Here is a 15,762-nt window from a genome sequence, read left to right as displayed (position 1 = left end):
CTGGGCACCTATTGCCTGGAGTGGCGATCTATTTGGGCTCGGCTGTTACCGGATCGTAGGTGATTTCGACCTTCGCCTTGTCGGTCGTGTAATAAGTAACGGTGTAGGCACCGCTGTCCCAGGCGACCTCGTCGACATAGCGAAAGTCGTCGCGCTGCTCGACCTTGGCGATTATTTCCGACAGTTTCCTGGCATTCTGCGGCGGCAACGGACTTCCGTCTGCGGCAAGGGCCGGTTCACCGAAAAAGAGAACTACGACGCCTGTCGCCAAAACAAGTCTGAACATGGCTTTCCCTCACTTCTCGCAAAAGTAGAAACTCGCGGCCATGCAGGTTTGTTCCGGGCAGGTTTGTTTCGGGTTCCGGAACGGACACCCGCGAAATTGGCAGACGCATCTTGTTGTCGTTGCTCATGCTAATGCGTCTGCAACTCACCTTCGTCGGGGAAGAGGTGGGCCAAGGCCGTGTCGAACGTGAGTTCCAGAGCGTCACCCGGTTCAAAGACCTTGTCTTCATTGAAGGCCGCAATGAGTTCGCTGTTATCGCGAAGGGTCAGGTCGACGACCGTCTCGCTGCCCAATCGCTCGGCATGTGCCACGATGCCATGCAGCAAGGCTTTTCCAGATTGCACCGGCCGCAGGTACTGCGGACGGACACCCAGGATGGCCTTGCCGTCTTTCCGGAAGGCGCGCCTTCTGGTCGCTACCCTGATCGGCTCCAGGGATTGGTTGCCAACCATTGCCGCCTCGCCATCGAGGGCGAGGACGTCGACGTTCAGGAAATTCATCGACGGGGCTCCCAGAAAGCCGGCTACGAACCTGTTGGCCGGTTCGTGATAGAGCTCCATCGGCGCTCCGATCTGCATGACTTGACCGTCCTTCAGCACGACGATCCTGTCAGCCAGCGTCATCGCCTCGACCTGGTCATGGGTGACGTAGATCATCGTTGTGCCCAGTTGCCTGCGCAGCCGGCCGATTTCCATGCGCATGTCCATGCGCAGCGCGGCGTCGAGGTTGGAGAGCGGCTCGTCAAACAGGAATACAGCCGGTTTCCGCGTGATTGCGCGCCCGATGGCGACGCGCTGGCGCTGGCCGCCCGAAAGCTGACTTGGCCGGCGGTCGAGCAAATGTTCCATTTGCAGGATGCGTGCGGCCTCGGCCACCTTCTGCTGCTTTTCCTGCCTGGAAGCGCCCGCGATCGTAAGACCGAACGCGATGTTCTCGCGCACGGTCATGTGCGGAAAGATGGCATAGCTCTGGAACACCATCGCAACACCGCGTTGCTTGGGCTGGAACTGGTTGACCACCCGGCCCCCGATCTCGAGGGTGCCTTCGGTTATGTCCTCGAGTCCGGCGATCATGCGCAGCAAGGTGGACTTCCCGCAGCCCGACGGTCCAACAAAGACGATGAACTCGCCATCGTTGATGTGGATATCGACGCCTTTGATGATTTCGACGCGACCGAAGGATTTCTTGACGCCCTTGAGCGAGACCTCAGCCATGAGCGATGGCTCCCGTTTCCTGATTCATGTGCCGCAATTCGGGGTCTCCGATCGATTGGTCGGCCTTGAGGAATGGGGCTGACCGGCCGTCCCAGATCCACTGGCGTTTGAGCGCGAGAGCCATTCAGTCAGCCCTTCACGCCGGTCGAGGCGATCGACGCGATGAAGGCGCGCTGCAGCAACAGGTAGAAGACCAGCACCGGAACGGTGATAAGGGTGAGATAAGCCATGACTTCGCCCCAGGCGACGTTGAGTTGAAAGAAGTAGCCGAGGCCGACCATGACCGGGCGATAGCCTTCCTGCTGCACGACGATGAGCGGCCACAGATATTGGTTGTACATGACGAGGAATTTCAGGATGGCGGCAGTCGCCAGTACCGGCCCTGAAAGCGGCATGACGACGCGATAGTAGACCTGCCACCAATTCGCGCCCTCCACCCGGCTTGCCTCGATCAGTTCGCCCGGCAGCCCTTTGAAATACTGCACGAACAGGAAGATCGTCAGTCCGTCGGCGATCCACGGGATGATCTGCACCCGGTAACTATTGAGCCAGCCCCAATGCAGCCCATCAAGCCCGATCCAGGGCAGTTTCGAGACCAGGAGCAGGAGCGGGATAGCGATGGTCTCGAAAGGGATGATCAGCGTCGCGATGACGATCGAGAGCAGGACATCGCGCCCCTTCCACCGCAGGAAAGCAAAGGAGAATGCGGCCAGCGAACAGATCAGCAGCGAGAGAAGGACGGTCACCCCGGTGACCAGAACCGAGTTCAGGACGAACAGGCCGACAGGCGCCCGCCGGAACGCTCCGAAATAGTTGTCGAGGCTGATGTCCCCGACGGGCAGGAAGGCACGCAGGCTGGAGGTGTCTGCGAGGAGTTGACTGTCCGGCTTGAAGCTCGAGTTGATCATGAACACGAGCGGAAAGATGAAGATCAGCGCGATCAGGCACAGCACCAGATAGCGGACGAACAGCCTGAGGCCGTAATTGTCGGGATCGAAGGCCATCCTAACGCTCCCGTGTCAGCCAGCGCTGGATGAGTGAGATCGCCAGCACGATCGCGAACAGGATGACCGAGATGGTCGAGCCGCCGGAGATGTCCTGCTTGCCGTAGCCGCGCTCGACCGCCTGGAAGACGAAGGTCTGGGTGCTGTCGAGCGGACCGCCATTGGTCATCACGTCGATCTGGGCGAAAAGCGCGAAGCCCTGCATGGTGATCACGACAAGCACAAGCACGGCGGTGTTGCGCAGGCCCGGCCAGGTGACATAGCGGAAGGTCTGCCATCTCGAAGCCCCCTCGATGGCGGCGGCCTCGTAGAGCGTGGGGCTGATCGTCTGCAACCCCGCCAGCCAGATGACCATATGGAAGCCGACGGCCTGCCAGATCGACATGGCCATGACTGCGGGCAGCGCCGTTGAGGGATTGCCCAGCCAATCGACGGGCTGGAAGAGGCCGAAGGTGAGGGCCTGGAGGATGCTGTTCAACAGCCCGTTCTGGCCGTCATAGATGAACCGCCAGAGGAGCGAGACCACGACGATGGAGACCACCACCGGCATGAAGTAGATCGTCCGGAACAGGTTGATGCCCCTGACCTTGTGGTTGATCAGCAAAGCAAGCATCAGCGCGAGGCTGCCCTGTACCGGCGCCACGACCAGGACGAACAGGAAGGTGTTTACCAGCGCCTTCATGAACACAACGTCGCTGGCGATGACGATCATGACGTTTTCGCCGGACTGCCAGCGAAACCACTCGCGCATGCCGCGATACTGAGGATAGTCGTCGCTACGGGTGATCTCGCGCAGGCGCGGATACTGGATTTCGCCGGCCTCGTTTCGGATCGTTTCGCCAGCATCGTTGCGCTCTGGCTCGAGGGTCACCACCGCAAGGCCCAGGAGCTGCTGATAGTTTTCCAACCCGACGAACTGGGTGGGATTCGGCGACAGCAGCCGCTGATTTGTCAATGACAGACCGATCGCGAAGAAAAACGGCAGGACGATGAATGTAAAGATGAGTGCGAAGCCCGGCAGGGCGAATGTCCAGCCCGCCCGGTTCGACAGGGTTAGTTTCGACGCCATTTGCGGTATCCGCCCAGCAAGCCACAGAGGGTGGAGTCCGCGGCTGGCGAGGACCCCGGCGCGACAGAACTAGCGGTGACCGTAGCCACCATTGCTTTCGATGTCGGCGTCGATCTCGTCGACCGCCGCGTCAAGCGTGTCGGCCACGTCGGCGCCATTGGCGATATCGGCCAGTGCCTTGGTGAAGACCTTGGCCTGGACCACGTAGCCCGGGGTGACCGGGCGCACCAGGGCTTGTGCTTTGGAGAGGTCGAAGAACACCGCGAGCGGGCCGCCATCCTTGTAGTTCTCCGTCATCTGCGCCGCCGAGGGCGTCGGCGGGATCAGGCCGATGCCGTCGGAGAAGGCGGCCAGGTACTTGTCCTGCGCGGCGAACTTGATGAACTCGGCAGCGCCTTCCGGATGTTTTGACTTGGCTGACACGCCGAATTGCCAGGATCCCGCGCCGATCTTGTTGCCGGCGCCGAAATCGGGGGCTGGAAGGAAGACAACGTCATCCACGGCTTCCATCGTTGCCACCGCGCGCCAGTTGCCGTTCCACTGGAAGGCGAACTTGCCGCCGATGAAACCGGTCTGCTGATCGGCCGGGTCCTCGCTGGTGCCAGGCGCATAGCCTCCGGTAAACAGCGCTTGCCACCACTTGCCGAACGCCTGCGCAGCCTCGCCGTTCAGCGCGCCTTCCGCGGTCTTGTAGGTCGAACGGTCGACAATGTCGCCGCCGAAGCTCTGGAGGAACGGCGAGAAGGCGTAGGAATACCACTCGGCCTGGTCGTTCATGCCGAGATCAAGGGCGAATTCATACTTGCCGGAGGCCTTGGCAGCGTCGAGCGCGGCCATGAATTCCTCGCGCGACCAAGGCTTGTCGAGGGTCGGGGTGCGCAAGCCCAATTCATCCAGCGTCGATTGGCGTGCAAAAAGCGCCACCGCCGCCTCCCACAGACCGACCGAATAGAGCTTGCCATCCCACACGCCTTTGGCGCCGGGCAGGAAGTCGGCGAACTCGCTCTCGTCGATCGGCAGCGGCTGCAGATAGCCGGCCCAGGCCCAATTGGACATGACGGGCCCGTCCACATCCAGAATGTCGGGCAGGTTGCCCGCCAGGGCCGCCGCCGCGACGGAATCATTGTAGCTCTTCTCGGGGAAGCTCTCGATGGTCACCGTCCAGTCGGACTGGCTGGTGTTGAAATCGGAAATAATCTGGTTGAGGATTCGCGACTCCACCTCATTGCCGGCGCCGTGATACCACATGGTCAACTTGGTCTGCGCCAGCGCGGGCGCACACAGACAGGTCGACGCGATCACCACACCGGCAAGGTGTTTTGTCAGTTTCATCTGATATTCCTCCCTTTTGACTTTAAGGACGCTGGCTGGATCCAAGGCGAGGCCGCCAGGACAGCGGGCCGGGAAGCCAGCGCTCAGTTTCGGGTCGGCCGCTACGGGCCCTTGATGGGGTCCAGCAATGTTCGCGGAAGCCGGACGCATTTGCAATTGCGCAGTTTCACCTGGTCGGAGCAGCAGGTCGACGGCGATTTCCCCTCGTCAGTTCTCGGGCCACTGAGATAGCAGTTCACCTAGGACGATTTTATCGTCCGTCAACTTTCTCCCGGCCGCGTTCAATGTGCAGCTTGAGCGATTCCAAGGGTAACGAGCGCCTTGTGATGTGTCCCCGGCTGCCTGGCGAGTCGTATGACCAAGTCATGGCAAACCTGGCGATGAGGCGGAAGTTCGAAGCGTAGGCGGCTCCGAAGCGGATGGTAGCTTTGTACCGGAAGCGGGTATTGGTGGGCGATGCAGGGATTGAACCTGCGACCCCACCCGTGTGAAGGGTGTGCTCTCCCGCTGAGCTAATCGCCCGCTCGTTGCCCGAAGGCCAAGCGCGCCGCGATATAAGGGAGGCCGGCCGGGGAAGTCAAGGCGATGTGCTGGCGTTCCGACGAAGACCGAATGCAACCACGCCGGGAACGGTCCGGTCGCCGTCGCGCTCAGTGCCCGGCAGCGGCAATCAGGCGTTCGGCCAGACCAAGCGTCAGCGCATCGAAATGCGAGATCACCGCCGACGGTTCGAATTCGCGCACATGGCGGTCGGTGTAGCCGAAATCCACCGCCACCACGGGAATGCCGGCCGCCTTCGCCGTATCGATGTCGGTCTGCGAATCACCGACCATCAGCGCGCGGTGCGGATCGCCGCCGGCGAGCACGATGGTTTCGGTCAGATGGCGCGGGTCGGGCTTGCGGAACGCAAACGTGTCCTGACCGCAAATCGCCGCGAAATGCTTCGCCAGGCCGAGCGCCTCGATCAGCGCCACCGAGTTGGCTTCGTATTTGTTCGTGCAGACGGCCAGGAGATAGCCAGCCGCCTCGAATCGCGCGATCGTCTCGACGACGCCGGGGTAGGGGAGCGATTTGCCCGGGATGTTGTCGGTGTAGTGATCGAGGAACAGCTTTAGCAATCGGTCGTGTTCCTCTACCACCAGCGATCTCTGCTGCGCGGCGTGCGCGCGCTCGATCATCACCCGGCCGCCATGGCCGACGAAGCGCTTGAAGCCGGCCTCGTCGACGGCTGCGAGTTCGCTGGCGGCAAGGCTGTGGTTGAGGCTGTCGAGCAGGTCCGGCGCTGTGTCGACCAGCGTCCCGTCGAGGTCGAACACGATGATCGGTCGGGTCATGGCATGTCCTGTGACGATTGCGCTGCCGGCAGGCGATAGCCGCTGCAGCCCATCCAGGCAAGCCGTGCCAACTCATCCACAGGGCGTCAATCCACAGGGCAAAGTCTTTGACCGGACGGGCAAAGATGCTAGGAGCGCCGAAACAAGCGAAATCCGGGGCAAAGCATGGATGCGAGGCAACTGAAGGTCGAGGCCGCGCGGGCGGCACTTGCCCATGTCAGCGATGGCATGCGGCTTGGCATCGGCACCGGCTCGACGGCCGACGAGTTCGTGCGGCTGCTCGCCGAAAAGGTCGCCACCGGCCTTACCATTATCGGCGTGCCGACCTCGGAGCGCACCGCTATCCTCTGCGGCGAGCTTGGCGTGCCACTGTCGACGCTGGAAGAAACGCCCGAGCTCGACCTTACCATCGACGGCGCCGACGAGATCGATCCGGAGCTGACATTGATCAAGGGCGGCGGCGGTGCGCTGCTTCGCGAAAAGATCGTGGCGGCGGCTTCCGCCCGCATGATCGTCATCGCCGACCGTTCGAAGATGGTCGAGACGCTCGGCCGTTTTCCACTGCCGATCGAGGTCAACCCGTTCGGCCTGCGTGCCACGGAAATCGCCGTCGCCGCGGCAGCCGGAAGGCTCGGCCTTTCCGGCCCCGTCACATTGAGGATGACGGGAAGCCAGCCTTTTGTTACAGACGGCGGCCATTTTATCCTCGATGCATCTTTTGGCCGCATTCCGGATACAAGAGCGCTTTCGAATGCTCTCCATGCCATTCCGGGCGTGGTCGAGCATGGTCTTTTCATCGGGCTGGCATCAGCGGCAATCATAGCCGGCGACGGCGTCCAAACCGTCCATGCCGCCCGAAAACCAGGGAGTTCTATCGATCATGATGTTGCATAACCGGGTTCGCCGTTTTTCTGCAATTCTGGCAGCTTCAGCCGTCTTTGCGTTTTCATCGCCGGCGTTCTCGCAGGACGTCAGCGAAGGGCATCTTAAGGCAGCCCGCGCCGCAGTCGCGGCGATCGACGCGACGGACCCGTTCGACAACATCCTGCCGCAGGCCGCCGCCGCGCTTCAGCAGCAGCTTATCCAAAAGAACCCGGACATGCAGGAGCTGATCGGCAGAACGGTTAGCGAAAAGGCTCTGGCGCTGGCCTCGCGCCGCGCCGATCTCGAGAAGGAAGCGGCCCTGGCCTATGCCAAGGTATTTTCCGAAAAAGAGCTTACCGAAATCGCCGCTTTCTACAATTCCGATACCGGCAAGAAACTGCTCGACAGCGGCCAGGCCGTGACGCGTGAGCTGCTCAAGGCCGCCGAGATATGGCAGAACGGCCTCGCTCGCGATCTCGCCCAGCAGGTCGGCGAAACGCTGGCCGCGGCGGCAAAGGCCACAGCACCGTCAAATGCCGCGGCTCCTGCTGATGGCACGCAGCCGGAAGCACCGAAGAACTGAGCCTGTTTCCGGCGGCGTCATCGCTGCTGGACCGGAAAGCCCGCCTCCGTTGCGCGTCCGACAGGATGCGCGGCGTCCGGGCTTTTCTTTTGGCGGTTTGCAGCCTACCTGTCTCAGACATTTTGAAGGGCAAGGAGCCGCGCCATGGCCGTCTATGACTACGATCTTTTCGTCATCGGCGGCGGCTCCGGCGGGGTGAGGGCGGCGCGCGTGGCGGCGGCACTCGGCAAGCGCGTCGGCATCGCCGAGGAATACCGCTATGGCGGCACCTGCGTCATCCGCGGCTGCGTGCCGAAAAAGCTCTATGTCTATGCCTCGCAATTTCCCGAGCACTTTGCCGACGCCGCCGGTTATGGCTGGACCGTGCCGCAGGCGAGCTTCGACTGGCAGACACTGGTTGCCAACAAGGATCGCGAGATCAGCCGGCTGGAAGCTATCTACAGGAAAAATGTCCAAGGCGCCGGCGGCGAGACGTTTCAGTCACGCGCCATGCTGGTCGATCCGCATGCGGTGCATCTTCTCGGCGAGGACCGCACCGTCACCGCCGATCAGATTCTCATCGCCACCGGCGGCCGCCCGGCACCGCACCCGGCTCTGCCCGGCCATGAGCATTGTATCTTTTCCAACGAGGCCTTCGATCTCAAGGAATTGCCTGACGCGATCATGATCGAGGGCGGCGGCTATATTGCCGTCGAATTCGCCAACATCTTTCACGGCCTCGGCGTCGACACAACGCTGGTCTATCGCGGCAAGGAGATCCTCTCTCGCTTCGACATGGATCTCAGGCGCATGCTGCACGAGACGATGGAAAAGAAGGGGATAAAAATCCTCTGCCATGCCGTGTCCGAATGGGTCAGGAAGCGTCCCGACGGGCGCCTCGACGCTGTCGTCACCGGTGGCAAGGTGCTGACGGTCGATCAGGTCATGCTCGCCATCGGCCGTCTGCCCAATACCGAAAACATGGGGATTGAGGGCGTCGGCATCGAGATGACCAGGACCGGCGCTATCCATGTGGACCAATATTCGCGCACCAGCATCGACAACATCTGGGCGATCGGCGACGTCACCAACCGCGTGCAACTGACGCCGGTGGCGATCCATGAGGCGATGTGTTTCGTCGAGACCGCCTTCAAGGGCAACCCGACCTCGCCCGACCATGAAACGATCGCCACAGCGGTGTTCTCGCAGCCCGAGATCGGCACGGTCGGCCTGTCGGAAGACGAGGCCATAAAGCGTTTTTCCGACGTTGAGGTCTACCGCGCCAGCTTCCGGCCGATGCGCAACACGCTGTCGGGCCGCGACGAAAAGATGCTGATGAAGCTGGTGGTCGACGGCGCCTCGAAAAAGGTGCTCGGCGCCCATATCCTCGGGCCTGATGCCGGCGAGATGGCGCAGCTTCTCGGCATTCCGCTGAAGGCCGGGCTGACCAAGGATGACTTCGATCGCACGATGGCCGTGCACCCGACTGCGGCGGAAGAACTCGTCACCATGTACAAGCCGACCTACCGGGTGAGGGACGGCGAGCGCGCCTGACGTTTTTCCCACACCCTCGCCAACGGAGCACTCGATGCTCGCAAGCAATGGCGCCGCACCACCCGACCACAGATCACCAATCCGATGCGACACTGTGCAACGATATTCTGTTCGCCGCTATTTCTGCCTGATGCGGCGAGGGAAGCGCAGCCATCTTTCCTCGACCGGCCTTGTTTCCTCGACTGGCCTGGGGTGCGCGAGGATGGTGGTGAGCTCGACCGGCAGGCTCGGCGCCAGCGGCTTTTTGGTCGCGACGCCGTCCGCGATGGCAACGATGCTGTGGTAGAATTCGGTGCCTGAAAGCGACCTTGGCGGCACGGCCTCGTGCATGATCGAGATCACCGTGGCATCTGGACAATTGTCCTTGATCGCTTGATGGAAAGCGATCTTCCCTTCCGGATCGAGCGCTCCGGTCGCTTCATCGAGGAACAGCAGCCCCGGCTGCTGCAGCACGATACGAGCGACAACCAGCTTCTGTTTCTGGCCGCCCGAAAGCACCTGGTCCCAGCTCATTCCGTCGCGGCTCTCATCGCCCATGTGTTCGATGAAATCGCCAAGGCCGGCTTTATGCAGGGCCGATGCAACCTGCGTGTCGGTGTGATCGCGCTCTGAACCGGGCAGGCAGACCAGTTGCTTCAGCGAGACCTGCTGCAGCTTGACCTCCTGGGCGGCATAGAAACTTTCGACCCCTTCCGGAAAGACGATGGAGCCGCGGCCATAGGGCCACAGGCCGTTGATCGCCTTGATCAGCGATGTCTTGCCGCAGCCGGATTCGCCCTTCAGGAACGTCCACTCGCCACGCCGGAAGCGCAAATTCGCGGCACTCAGGAAGGGCGTGGCGTCCTCGCCCTGATGGGTCAGCTCGAGTTTCTGGATGGTCAGGCCGAAAACCGGGTTCTGACGGTCGTAGCGGAAATCGGAACAGCCGGTGAGACTATAGAATTCCTGCGGGTGTTGGACGTTTTCGATCGCGTTGGCGAGTTCGGTCACGCGTAGGCTGTTGGCGCGCAGCGCCGCAATGGAAGGCATGACATGGATGAACCACGAACATTGATTGATGAGTGAGTTGACCATCTCGGAGCCCGTTATGTAGCCCTTGAGGTCGAAACGGTTGTGGATATAGGGCACCAGGCCCGGCGCGTAGGCGACAATGCGGGCGCCGATGAAAGTGTAGACCAGCTCGAAAGAACGATAGCTGGTGTTGACGATGTTCAGCCTTGCCCAGGTGCGGTCGATGTCGACATAAAGCCGTTCGTGCATCGTCTTTTGCACATTCTCGCCCTGGGAGGCGGCGACATGGAAACTGCGGCGCAGGAACGTGGTCAGCTCGCCGCGATAACTGCCTTCGGATTGCTGCATCCGGATGTTGATCCGTTCCAGCAACCTGCCGAGCTTCACCGCGATCCAGGTGTTCAGCGGCACGTAAATGGCGACCGCCAGGAAAGCCAGGACCGCGCTGCCATAGCTGCCGAGGAACTCCAGCCCTTTCACCTCTGCCGAGGTTTCAAGCAGTTTCCGGCCGACGAAATAAAGCGATGTGGCGACAGCCATCACCCCGATGGCGAGGCCGATGGCTCCGCCGGTCATGTCCTTGATCGATTCCTGGACACGCTGGTCGATGTTGTCGGGGGCAGCAGCGCCGGAGGAACCGTGCTGAGCATGGAAATGCGTGTGATTGGTGTCGAGAAGCGCTGCGTTGAAGCGGCTGTCCAGCCAAGCGCGCCATTTGCGATGCAGCGTCGCGGAAACAAAAGTGCGGATGCCGGTAAAGCCCGCGTCTTTGAGCACGACCAGAAGGATGAGCACGCCGGCATTGGTGAGCAGCGATGCGAGCGGCGTGGTGTTCGCGGCGTCGTGGTAGAAGGCGATCGAGTTGACCAGTTCCCCGGATGCTTCGGCGAACCAGACGCCAGCCTTGCTGGAGAGCGCGGTAAACAGGGCGATGACCAGCGTCAGCGTCCAGGCCTCCACCCAGCGGTCCGAGAACCAGTAGGCCCGCATCAGTCCCCAGAAGCTGCGCATCGAGGAAACCGGTGTCAGGAGCGGCGACCTTGCGGCACCGCGGAGCCATTTTTCCGATATTGAATGTCGCCCTGGTCTACCGACCCGAATCACAATCCCGCCCAACCCTCTTTTAGTTTTGTTACAGACAGTAACACCAATTGATCATTTTCCATTATCTTTTCTCGGGCTGTCGAGGATTGAACCCCTGGCCGTTGCCATTAAGCAACAGCGGCAACGCCTTGCGAGGTCGCCCTCGACGCAGATTATCCGTCTAATATCAATGAGTTGCTGATTCACGTGTGCAAGCGTCAGCATCTTCCCCAAGGGAAAGCTTTTGCACAGTTTTGTTATGGGAAGAGCGTGATCGATCGGCCGATTTTTATGCTGCGGAAGACGAATCGACGCAAAGCGCGCCGTCATCTTTGTTGCCATATCGACCTGGCGGCAGCCGGAAAGTGACCGGAGGGCGTTGGCCCGGAGGGCGTTGGCTGCTGTGGCGATGTCGCCAAACGCGCCTATGGAAGGACGTCTATCAGTTCGCTTTCTTCAACTCGCCCCGCGCCTTCGCCGCCGCAACCTGGCGAATGGCGTCGGTGAGCGTGTCAACGTCTTGCGCGCCCATCACCGCATACTTGCCCTCAAGCAGAAAGCACGGCACGCCCGTGATGCCCATGCTCGATGCGGTGGCGATTTCGGTGCGCACCGCCTCGACATCTGCGTCCGTCGGCAAAAGCGTCTCGACGACGGACGCATCCATACCGGCCTCGCGGGCGGCGTTGATCAGCACGACATGGTCGCCGAGATTGGCGCCTTCCTCGAAATTCAACTGGAACAGACGTCGAACCAGCCGGTTCTGCATGACCTCGCCGGCGGCACCAGCCCAACGGATGAGGCGGTGCGCGTCCAGCGTGTTGGGCGCAACCTTTATGGCGGCGAAGGCGAAATTCATGCCCTCGGCTTCGCCCAATGGCTCGATGCGGGCGTGGATCTCGCTGACGCGTTCGTCACTGCCGAATTTGGCCATCATGTATTCGCGGCGATCCTTGCCTTCGGGCGGGATGGTTGGGTCGAGCTGGAACGGCCGCCAGCGAATATGCACCTCGACCTCGTTTGCCGCGGCGATCGCCTTGTCGAGCCGCTTCTGGCCGATGAAGCACCAGGGGCAGACGACGTCGGAGACCACATCGACGGTAATCGACTTCGCGTCGCTCATCTTGATCTCCTGTTCCGAAGAGGTCACTTCGGCTTGCGCCACCATGTCGGCAGTCGATAACCGGATATGGGGGTCTTTCGCGGATGTTCCAGATAGCTCCAGTAGGCGAGCCATTGCTGCGTGTTGTGCTGCATCGGAACCATGTAGTGGCCGGAGATCAACAACCTGTCGAGGACCCGGACGGCGGCAACATAATCTTCGCGGCTGCGGGCGTCGACAATCGCCTCAAGTGCTGCATCAATCGCCGGATCGGCGACGCCGGCAAGGTTGAACGACCCTTCGGCATTGGCGGCAGCCGATCCCCAGCGCCCGAACTGCTCGATGCCCGGCGACAGCGAGTTCTCGAAGCCGCTGGCGCCGATCAGCACCTCGAAATTGAAACGTTGCTTACGTGACTGGATCTGGTCGCCGTCAAGGCTGCGGATGGTGACATCGATGCCGATCTTCGCAAGCGTGCGCTGGTAGATGGCGGCAAGGCGCTCCTCGTTCTGGGAGGCGGTCAGGATCTCGAAGCCGAAGGGTTTCTCCTCGGGATCGAGCATCACTCCATCCTGCAAGGCATAGCCCGCGCCTTTGAATCTGTCGAAGGCGGCTTTCAGCACCTTGCGGTCCTGGCCCGAGCCGTCGGTGACAGGTGGCCGCCAGGTGCCGTCCATGACATCGGCTGGCACACGACCCGGGTAGGGCGCCAGGAGCGCCTTTTCCCTGTCGTCGGCCGGATGGCCGAGTGCCGACAACTCGGAATTCTGCCAATAGCTCATGGTGCGCATGTACTTGCCGCCAAACAAGTTCTTGTTGGCCCATTCGAAGTCGTAGAGCATGCCGAGCGCGCGTCGAACCAGCGGATTGGAAAACTTCTGCAGCCGCGTGTTGAACAGGAACCCCGTCACCACTGGCGGGATGCCGGTGTCGAACGTTTCGGCGATCACGTCGCCCTTGTGGAAGGCCGGGAAGTCGAGATCGCGCTCGCGCTTGACCGGATCGCTGTCGTCAGCGATGGCGCAGATGCCTTTCTTGAAAGCTTCCAGCTTGGCGTTGGCGTTGAGGAAATATTCGATGGTGATCTGGTCGTAATTGTCGAAACCGCGCTTGGCGGGGATGTCCTTGCCCCAATAATTCGGGTTGCGCTTGAACACGATGCGCTGGCCAGGCGCCACATGCGCCACGGTGTAGGGGCCGCTGCCGATCACCGGTTTCAGCGTGGTCCTGTCGAAGGTCGCCTTGTCGAAAGCGTGCTTCGGCACGATCGGCGTCATCGCGATAACCAACGGAGTCTCGCGATTAGCCTTGTCGTTGAATGTAAAGCGCACGCTGCGGTCGCCGGTCTTTTCCAGTTTGGCGACCATGCTCATGCGGGCGCTGTAGGGTGGCCGGCCTTTCTCGGTAAAGACGTCGTAGGTGAACAGCACGTCTTCCGCAGTCACCGGTTGACCATCAGACCATTTGGCCCTCGGATCGAGGTGGAATTCGATGCTCTTGCGCTCCGGATCCATGTCGGCGGTGTCGGCAAGCAGGCCGTAAAGACTGAAGGCCTCATCGTCGTTGCGCTGCATCAACGGCTCGAAGACGAGATTGCCGAAAATCCTGTCGATCATGCCGCGTGCCGTCGTGCGCAGGCTCTTCAGGATGAACGGGTTGAGATTGTCGAAGCTGCCAACGACGCAATAGGTGATGCTGCCGCCCTTCGGCGCATCGGGATTGACGTAGTTGAAATGCGCATAGTCGGCCGGCAGCGCCGGCTCGCCCTGCATGGCGATCGCGTGTTTCGGCTCCGACAAGGCCGGCTGGGGCGAAAGGGTGATAATCGCGGCGATCAGCCAAACAAGAACGCGGCCCATGACCGTCTCCTTACCGGGTCGGCTTGATGATTCGGAGCGCACCCTAACATGAGCCGACCGCCTCCCGGCTAATCGCGAGCTCAAGAATTGCGGGTATCGGGCTGGATTCGGCACCGCTTGCAGTGTAACACGCCGTTCGAAGTCATTCTGTTGCCTCATTTCGGCAACAGTTAGCTGGACCACACGGCGCGAAGAAGCCGGTCCCGGGATCATTTGAGAGGAAGTGCACGATATGACGAGCCTGAACAGCAACGCGTACCGCCTGTCGGTCATGGCCGCTGGAGTGGTCGGCTTTTTGGGCGCACAGCTTCCCGCTGCTCTTGCGCAGCAGCAACAGCAGATTCCGCAGGGCTGGTTCAAAGCCTGCACCAAGCAGGAAGACGTCGACATCTGCAATGTCCAGAACATCACCACCGCCGGCAACGGCCAGCTCGTCACCGGCGTCAGCCTGATCGAATTGAAGGGCAAGGTAAACCGCAAGGTGTTCCAGGTGACGGTTCCGAGCGGTCGCCTGATTCCTCCCGGCATAGGCCTCCAGATCGACACCGCGAAGGCGCAGAAGCTCGACTATGTGATCTGCTTCCCCGACCGCTGCGTGGCGGAAGTGCCGCTGACCGATCAGCTCATCAGTTCCTTCAAGAAGGGTTCGAACCTGACGCTGACCTCAGTCAATTTCCAGAACCAGCCGAACCCGATCAAGGTCGCTCTGACCGGCTTCAGCGGCGCCTTCGACGGGCCGCCGCTGCAGCAGTCGGACATCGAGGATCGGCAGAAGAAGCTTCAGGATTTCGTTGCCAAGAACAACCAGGACTTCGCCAAGAAGCTCAAGGAAGAACAGGACAAGGCAAAGACCGCCAACTGATTCCTGGGGCAAACAAGACAATTTCTCAAGCCAACAAAAAGCGGGGTCATGCCCCGCTTTTTTGTTCCGTCCGGCCATTTCTTGATCCGATCCCACGAGGCCCGCAATCGCGTCAGGTCCCCGCGCTTTTCGTCAGCTCAATGTCTTGACTGGCGTCTCGGCTCGTAGCGTCCGTCCGGCCTCTTGTCGAACATCTCGCCGATCTCCGGATGCCGCACCGGTTCGCCAGACCGATCCTCGAGCAGGTTCTGCTCAGACACGTAGGCGATGTATTCCGTTTCCGAATTCTCGGCGAGCAAGTGGTAGAAGGGCTGGTCCTTGCGCGGCCGCACATCCGCCGGGATCGCCTCGTACCATTCGTCGGTGTTGGCGAATTGCGGGTCGACATCGAAAATGATGCCGCGGAACGGAAACAGCCGGTGGCGGACCACCTGTCCGATCGAAAATTTGGCTGTTTTCATCATGGTACTCACCACTAAGTCCTAGAGTGCCGCGTCCTTGGAATGCGCAAAGACTCCCTAAGACCTTGAATTTACGCGTTACGCTTCAAAAAATCGAGCCCGACTTATGGCTGATACCTGACCTATTTGACGCAGACGCCGCATGATTTCAATGCCGAACGCTTG

14 protein-coding genes and 1 tRNA gene are annotated in these 15,762 nt (G+C 61.0%); 4 read left to right on the top strand and 11 right to left on the bottom strand.

Annotated features, from left to right (window positions below; translation table 11 throughout):
• Nucleotides 1-28: 28 nt before the first annotated feature.
• From AC0L28_RS15115 to AC0L28_RS15085, 7 genes are all read right to left on the bottom strand, one after another.
• Nucleotides 29-286, bottom strand: a complete 258-nt coding sequence (locus AC0L28_RS15115; RefSeq protein WP_027151749.1) for a PepSY domain-containing protein — start codon at nucleotides 284-286, stop codon at nucleotides 29-31.
• 128 nt (nucleotides 287-414) lie between these two features.
• Nucleotides 415-1,500 carry an ABC transporter ATP-binding protein gene (locus tag AC0L28_RS15110; protein ID WP_473478355.1) on the bottom strand — a complete coding sequence of 362 codons (1,086 nt, stop codon included), beginning with the start codon at nucleotides 1,498-1,500 and terminating at the stop codon, nucleotides 415-417.
• A 128-nt stretch (nucleotides 1,501-1,628) separates the two neighbouring features.
• Nucleotides 1,629-2,504, bottom strand: a complete 876-nt coding sequence (locus AC0L28_RS15105; protein WP_031255993.1) for a carbohydrate ABC transporter permease — start codon at nucleotides 2,502-2,504, stop codon at nucleotides 1,629-1,631.
• 1 nt (nucleotide 2,505) lies between these two features.
• A complete protein-coding gene (locus tag AC0L28_RS15100) occupies nucleotides 2,506-3,573 on the bottom strand; it encodes a carbohydrate ABC transporter permease (protein WP_473478353.1) in 1,068 nt (355 codons plus the stop codon).
• Between the two features lie 69 nt (nucleotides 3,574-3,642).
• Entirely contained in the window at nucleotides 3,643-4,905 is a 1,263-nt protein-coding gene (locus AC0L28_RS15095; protein ID WP_473478351.1) for an ABC transporter substrate-binding protein, read from the bottom strand.
• Between the two features lie 447 nt (nucleotides 4,906-5,352).
• Nucleotides 5,353-5,427: transfer RNA gene (locus tag AC0L28_RS15090), tRNA-Val, on the bottom strand.
• A gap of 128 nt (nucleotides 5,428-5,555) precedes the next feature.
• A complete protein-coding gene (locus AC0L28_RS15085; protein WP_023801851.1) occupies nucleotides 5,556-6,239 on the bottom strand; it encodes a phosphoglycolate phosphatase in 684 nt (227 codons plus the stop codon).
• Between the two features lie 165 nt (nucleotides 6,240-6,404).
• Here AC0L28_RS15085 and rpiA point away from each other — a divergent pair, with 165 nt between their 5' ends.
• The 3 genes from rpiA to gor all read left to right on the top strand — a co-directional run bounded on the left by rpiA (nucleotide 6,405) and on the right by gor (nucleotide 9,219).
• Complete coding sequence (gene rpiA / locus AC0L28_RS15080) at nucleotides 6,405-7,133, top strand: ribose-5-phosphate isomerase RpiA (protein ID WP_023801850.1); 729 nt, start codon at nucleotides 6,405-6,407, stop codon at nucleotides 7,131-7,133.
• Nucleotides 7,120-7,686, top strand: a complete 567-nt coding sequence (locus AC0L28_RS15075) for a DUF2059 domain-containing protein (RefSeq protein WP_023801849.1) — start codon at nucleotides 7,120-7,122, stop codon at nucleotides 7,684-7,686. The genes rpiA and AC0L28_RS15075 overlap by 14 nt, the downstream gene beginning before the upstream one ends.
• A gap of 144 nt (nucleotides 7,687-7,830) precedes the next feature.
• Complete coding sequence (gene gor, locus AC0L28_RS15070) at nucleotides 7,831-9,219, top strand: glutathione-disulfide reductase (RefSeq protein ID WP_128169533.1); 1,389 nt, start codon at nucleotides 7,831-7,833, stop codon at nucleotides 9,217-9,219.
• A gap of 117 nt (nucleotides 9,220-9,336) precedes the next feature.
• Here gor and AC0L28_RS15065 read toward each other — a convergent pair whose 3' ends face one another.
• The 3 genes from AC0L28_RS15065 to AC0L28_RS15055 all read right to left on the bottom strand — a co-directional run bounded on the left by AC0L28_RS15065 (nucleotide 9,337) and on the right by AC0L28_RS15055 (nucleotide 14,274).
• Nucleotides 9,337-11,241: an ABC transporter ATP-binding protein/permease gene (locus AC0L28_RS15065; protein WP_473478346.1), complete on the bottom strand. Its 1,905-nt coding sequence runs from the start codon at nucleotides 11,239-11,241 to the stop codon at nucleotides 9,337-9,339.
• 514 nt (nucleotides 11,242-11,755) lie between these two features.
• Nucleotides 11,756-12,436 carry a DsbA family oxidoreductase gene (locus tag AC0L28_RS15060; protein WP_473478344.1) on the bottom strand — a complete coding sequence of 227 codons (681 nt, stop codon included), beginning with the start codon at nucleotides 12,434-12,436 and terminating at the stop codon, nucleotides 11,756-11,758.
• A gap of 23 nt (nucleotides 12,437-12,459) precedes the next feature.
• Nucleotides 12,460-14,274, bottom strand: coding sequence for an extracellular solute-binding protein (locus AC0L28_RS15055; protein ID WP_473478341.1), 1,815 nt, complete (start codon nucleotides 14,272-14,274; stop codon nucleotides 12,460-12,462).
• 232 nt (nucleotides 14,275-14,506) lie between these two features.
• On the opposite strand from AC0L28_RS15055, the gene AC0L28_RS15050 reads away from it, so the two are divergent.
• The gene (locus AC0L28_RS15050; protein WP_023801844.1) at nucleotides 14,507-15,136 is read left to right on the top strand and encodes an invasion associated locus B family protein; all 630 of its coding nucleotides are present in this window, start codon (nucleotides 14,507-14,509) and stop codon (nucleotides 15,134-15,136) included.
• 137 nt (nucleotides 15,137-15,273) lie between these two features.
• On the opposite strand, the gene hspQ is transcribed toward AC0L28_RS15050, so the two are convergent.
• On the bottom strand, nucleotides 15,274-15,597 hold the full coding sequence (gene hspQ, locus AC0L28_RS15045; protein ID WP_023801843.1) for a heat shock protein HspQ: 324 nt from the start codon (nucleotides 15,595-15,597) through the stop codon (nucleotides 15,274-15,276).
• Between the last annotated feature and the right edge of the window lie 165 nt (nucleotides 15,598-15,762).

Source organism: Mesorhizobium sp. WSM4847, from assembly GCF_055811335.1.
The sequence above is the reverse complement of the archived record's forward strand: the minus strand, read 5'-3'. Positions and strand labels throughout refer to the sequence as shown.

What these genes read in the sequence shown, in the direction of transcription:
- rpiA (WP_023801850.1), top strand. Translation starts at nt 6,405, where the DNA reads ATGGATGCGAGGCAACTGAAGGTCGAGGCCGCGCGGGCGGCACTTGCC.
- AC0L28_RS15065 (WP_473478346.1), bottom strand. Translation starts at nt 11,241, where the DNA reads ATGCGCAGCTTCTGGGGACTGATGCGGGCCTACTGGTTCTCGGACCGC.
- AC0L28_RS15115 (WP_027151749.1), bottom strand. Translation starts at nt 286, where the DNA reads ATGTTCAGACTTGTTTTGGCGACAGGCGTCGTAGTTCTCTTTTTCGGT.
- AC0L28_RS15050 (WP_023801844.1), top strand. Translation starts at nt 14,507, where the DNA reads ATGACGAGCCTGAACAGCAACGCGTACCGCCTGTCGGTCATGGCCGCT.
- AC0L28_RS15110 (WP_473478355.1), bottom strand. Translation starts at nt 1,500, where the DNA reads ATGGCTGAGGTCTCGCTCAAGGGCGTCAAGAAATCCTTCGGTCGCGTC.
- hspQ (WP_023801843.1), bottom strand. Translation starts at nt 15,597, where the DNA reads ATGAAAACAGCCAAATTTTCGATCGGACAGGTGGTCCGCCACCGGCTG.
- AC0L28_RS15095 (WP_473478351.1), bottom strand. Translation starts at nt 4,905, where the DNA reads ATGAAACTGACAAAACACCTTGCCGGTGTGGTGATCGCGTCGACCTGT.
- AC0L28_RS15085 (WP_023801851.1), bottom strand. Translation starts at nt 6,239, where the DNA reads ATGACCCGACCGATCATCGTGTTCGACCTCGACGGGACGCTGGTCGAC.
- AC0L28_RS15105 (WP_031255993.1), bottom strand. Translation starts at nt 2,504, where the DNA reads ATGGCCTTCGATCCCGACAATTACGGCCTCAGGCTGTTCGTCCGCTAT.
- AC0L28_RS15075 (WP_023801849.1), top strand. Translation starts at nt 7,120, where the DNA reads ATGATGTTGCATAACCGGGTTCGCCGTTTTTCTGCAATTCTGGCAGCT.
- AC0L28_RS15060 (WP_473478344.1), bottom strand. Translation starts at nt 12,436, where the DNA reads ATGAGCGACGCGAAGTCGATTACCGTCGATGTGGTCTCCGACGTCGTC.
- AC0L28_RS15100 (WP_473478353.1), bottom strand. Translation starts at nt 3,573, where the DNA reads ATGGCGTCGAAACTAACCCTGTCGAACCGGGCGGGCTGGACATTCGCC.
- AC0L28_RS15055 (WP_473478341.1), bottom strand. Translation starts at nt 14,274, where the DNA reads ATGGGCCGCGTTCTTGTTTGGCTGATCGCCGCGATTATCACCCTTTCG.
- gor (WP_128169533.1), top strand. Translation starts at nt 7,831, where the DNA reads ATGGCCGTCTATGACTACGATCTTTTCGTCATCGGCGGCGGCTCCGGC.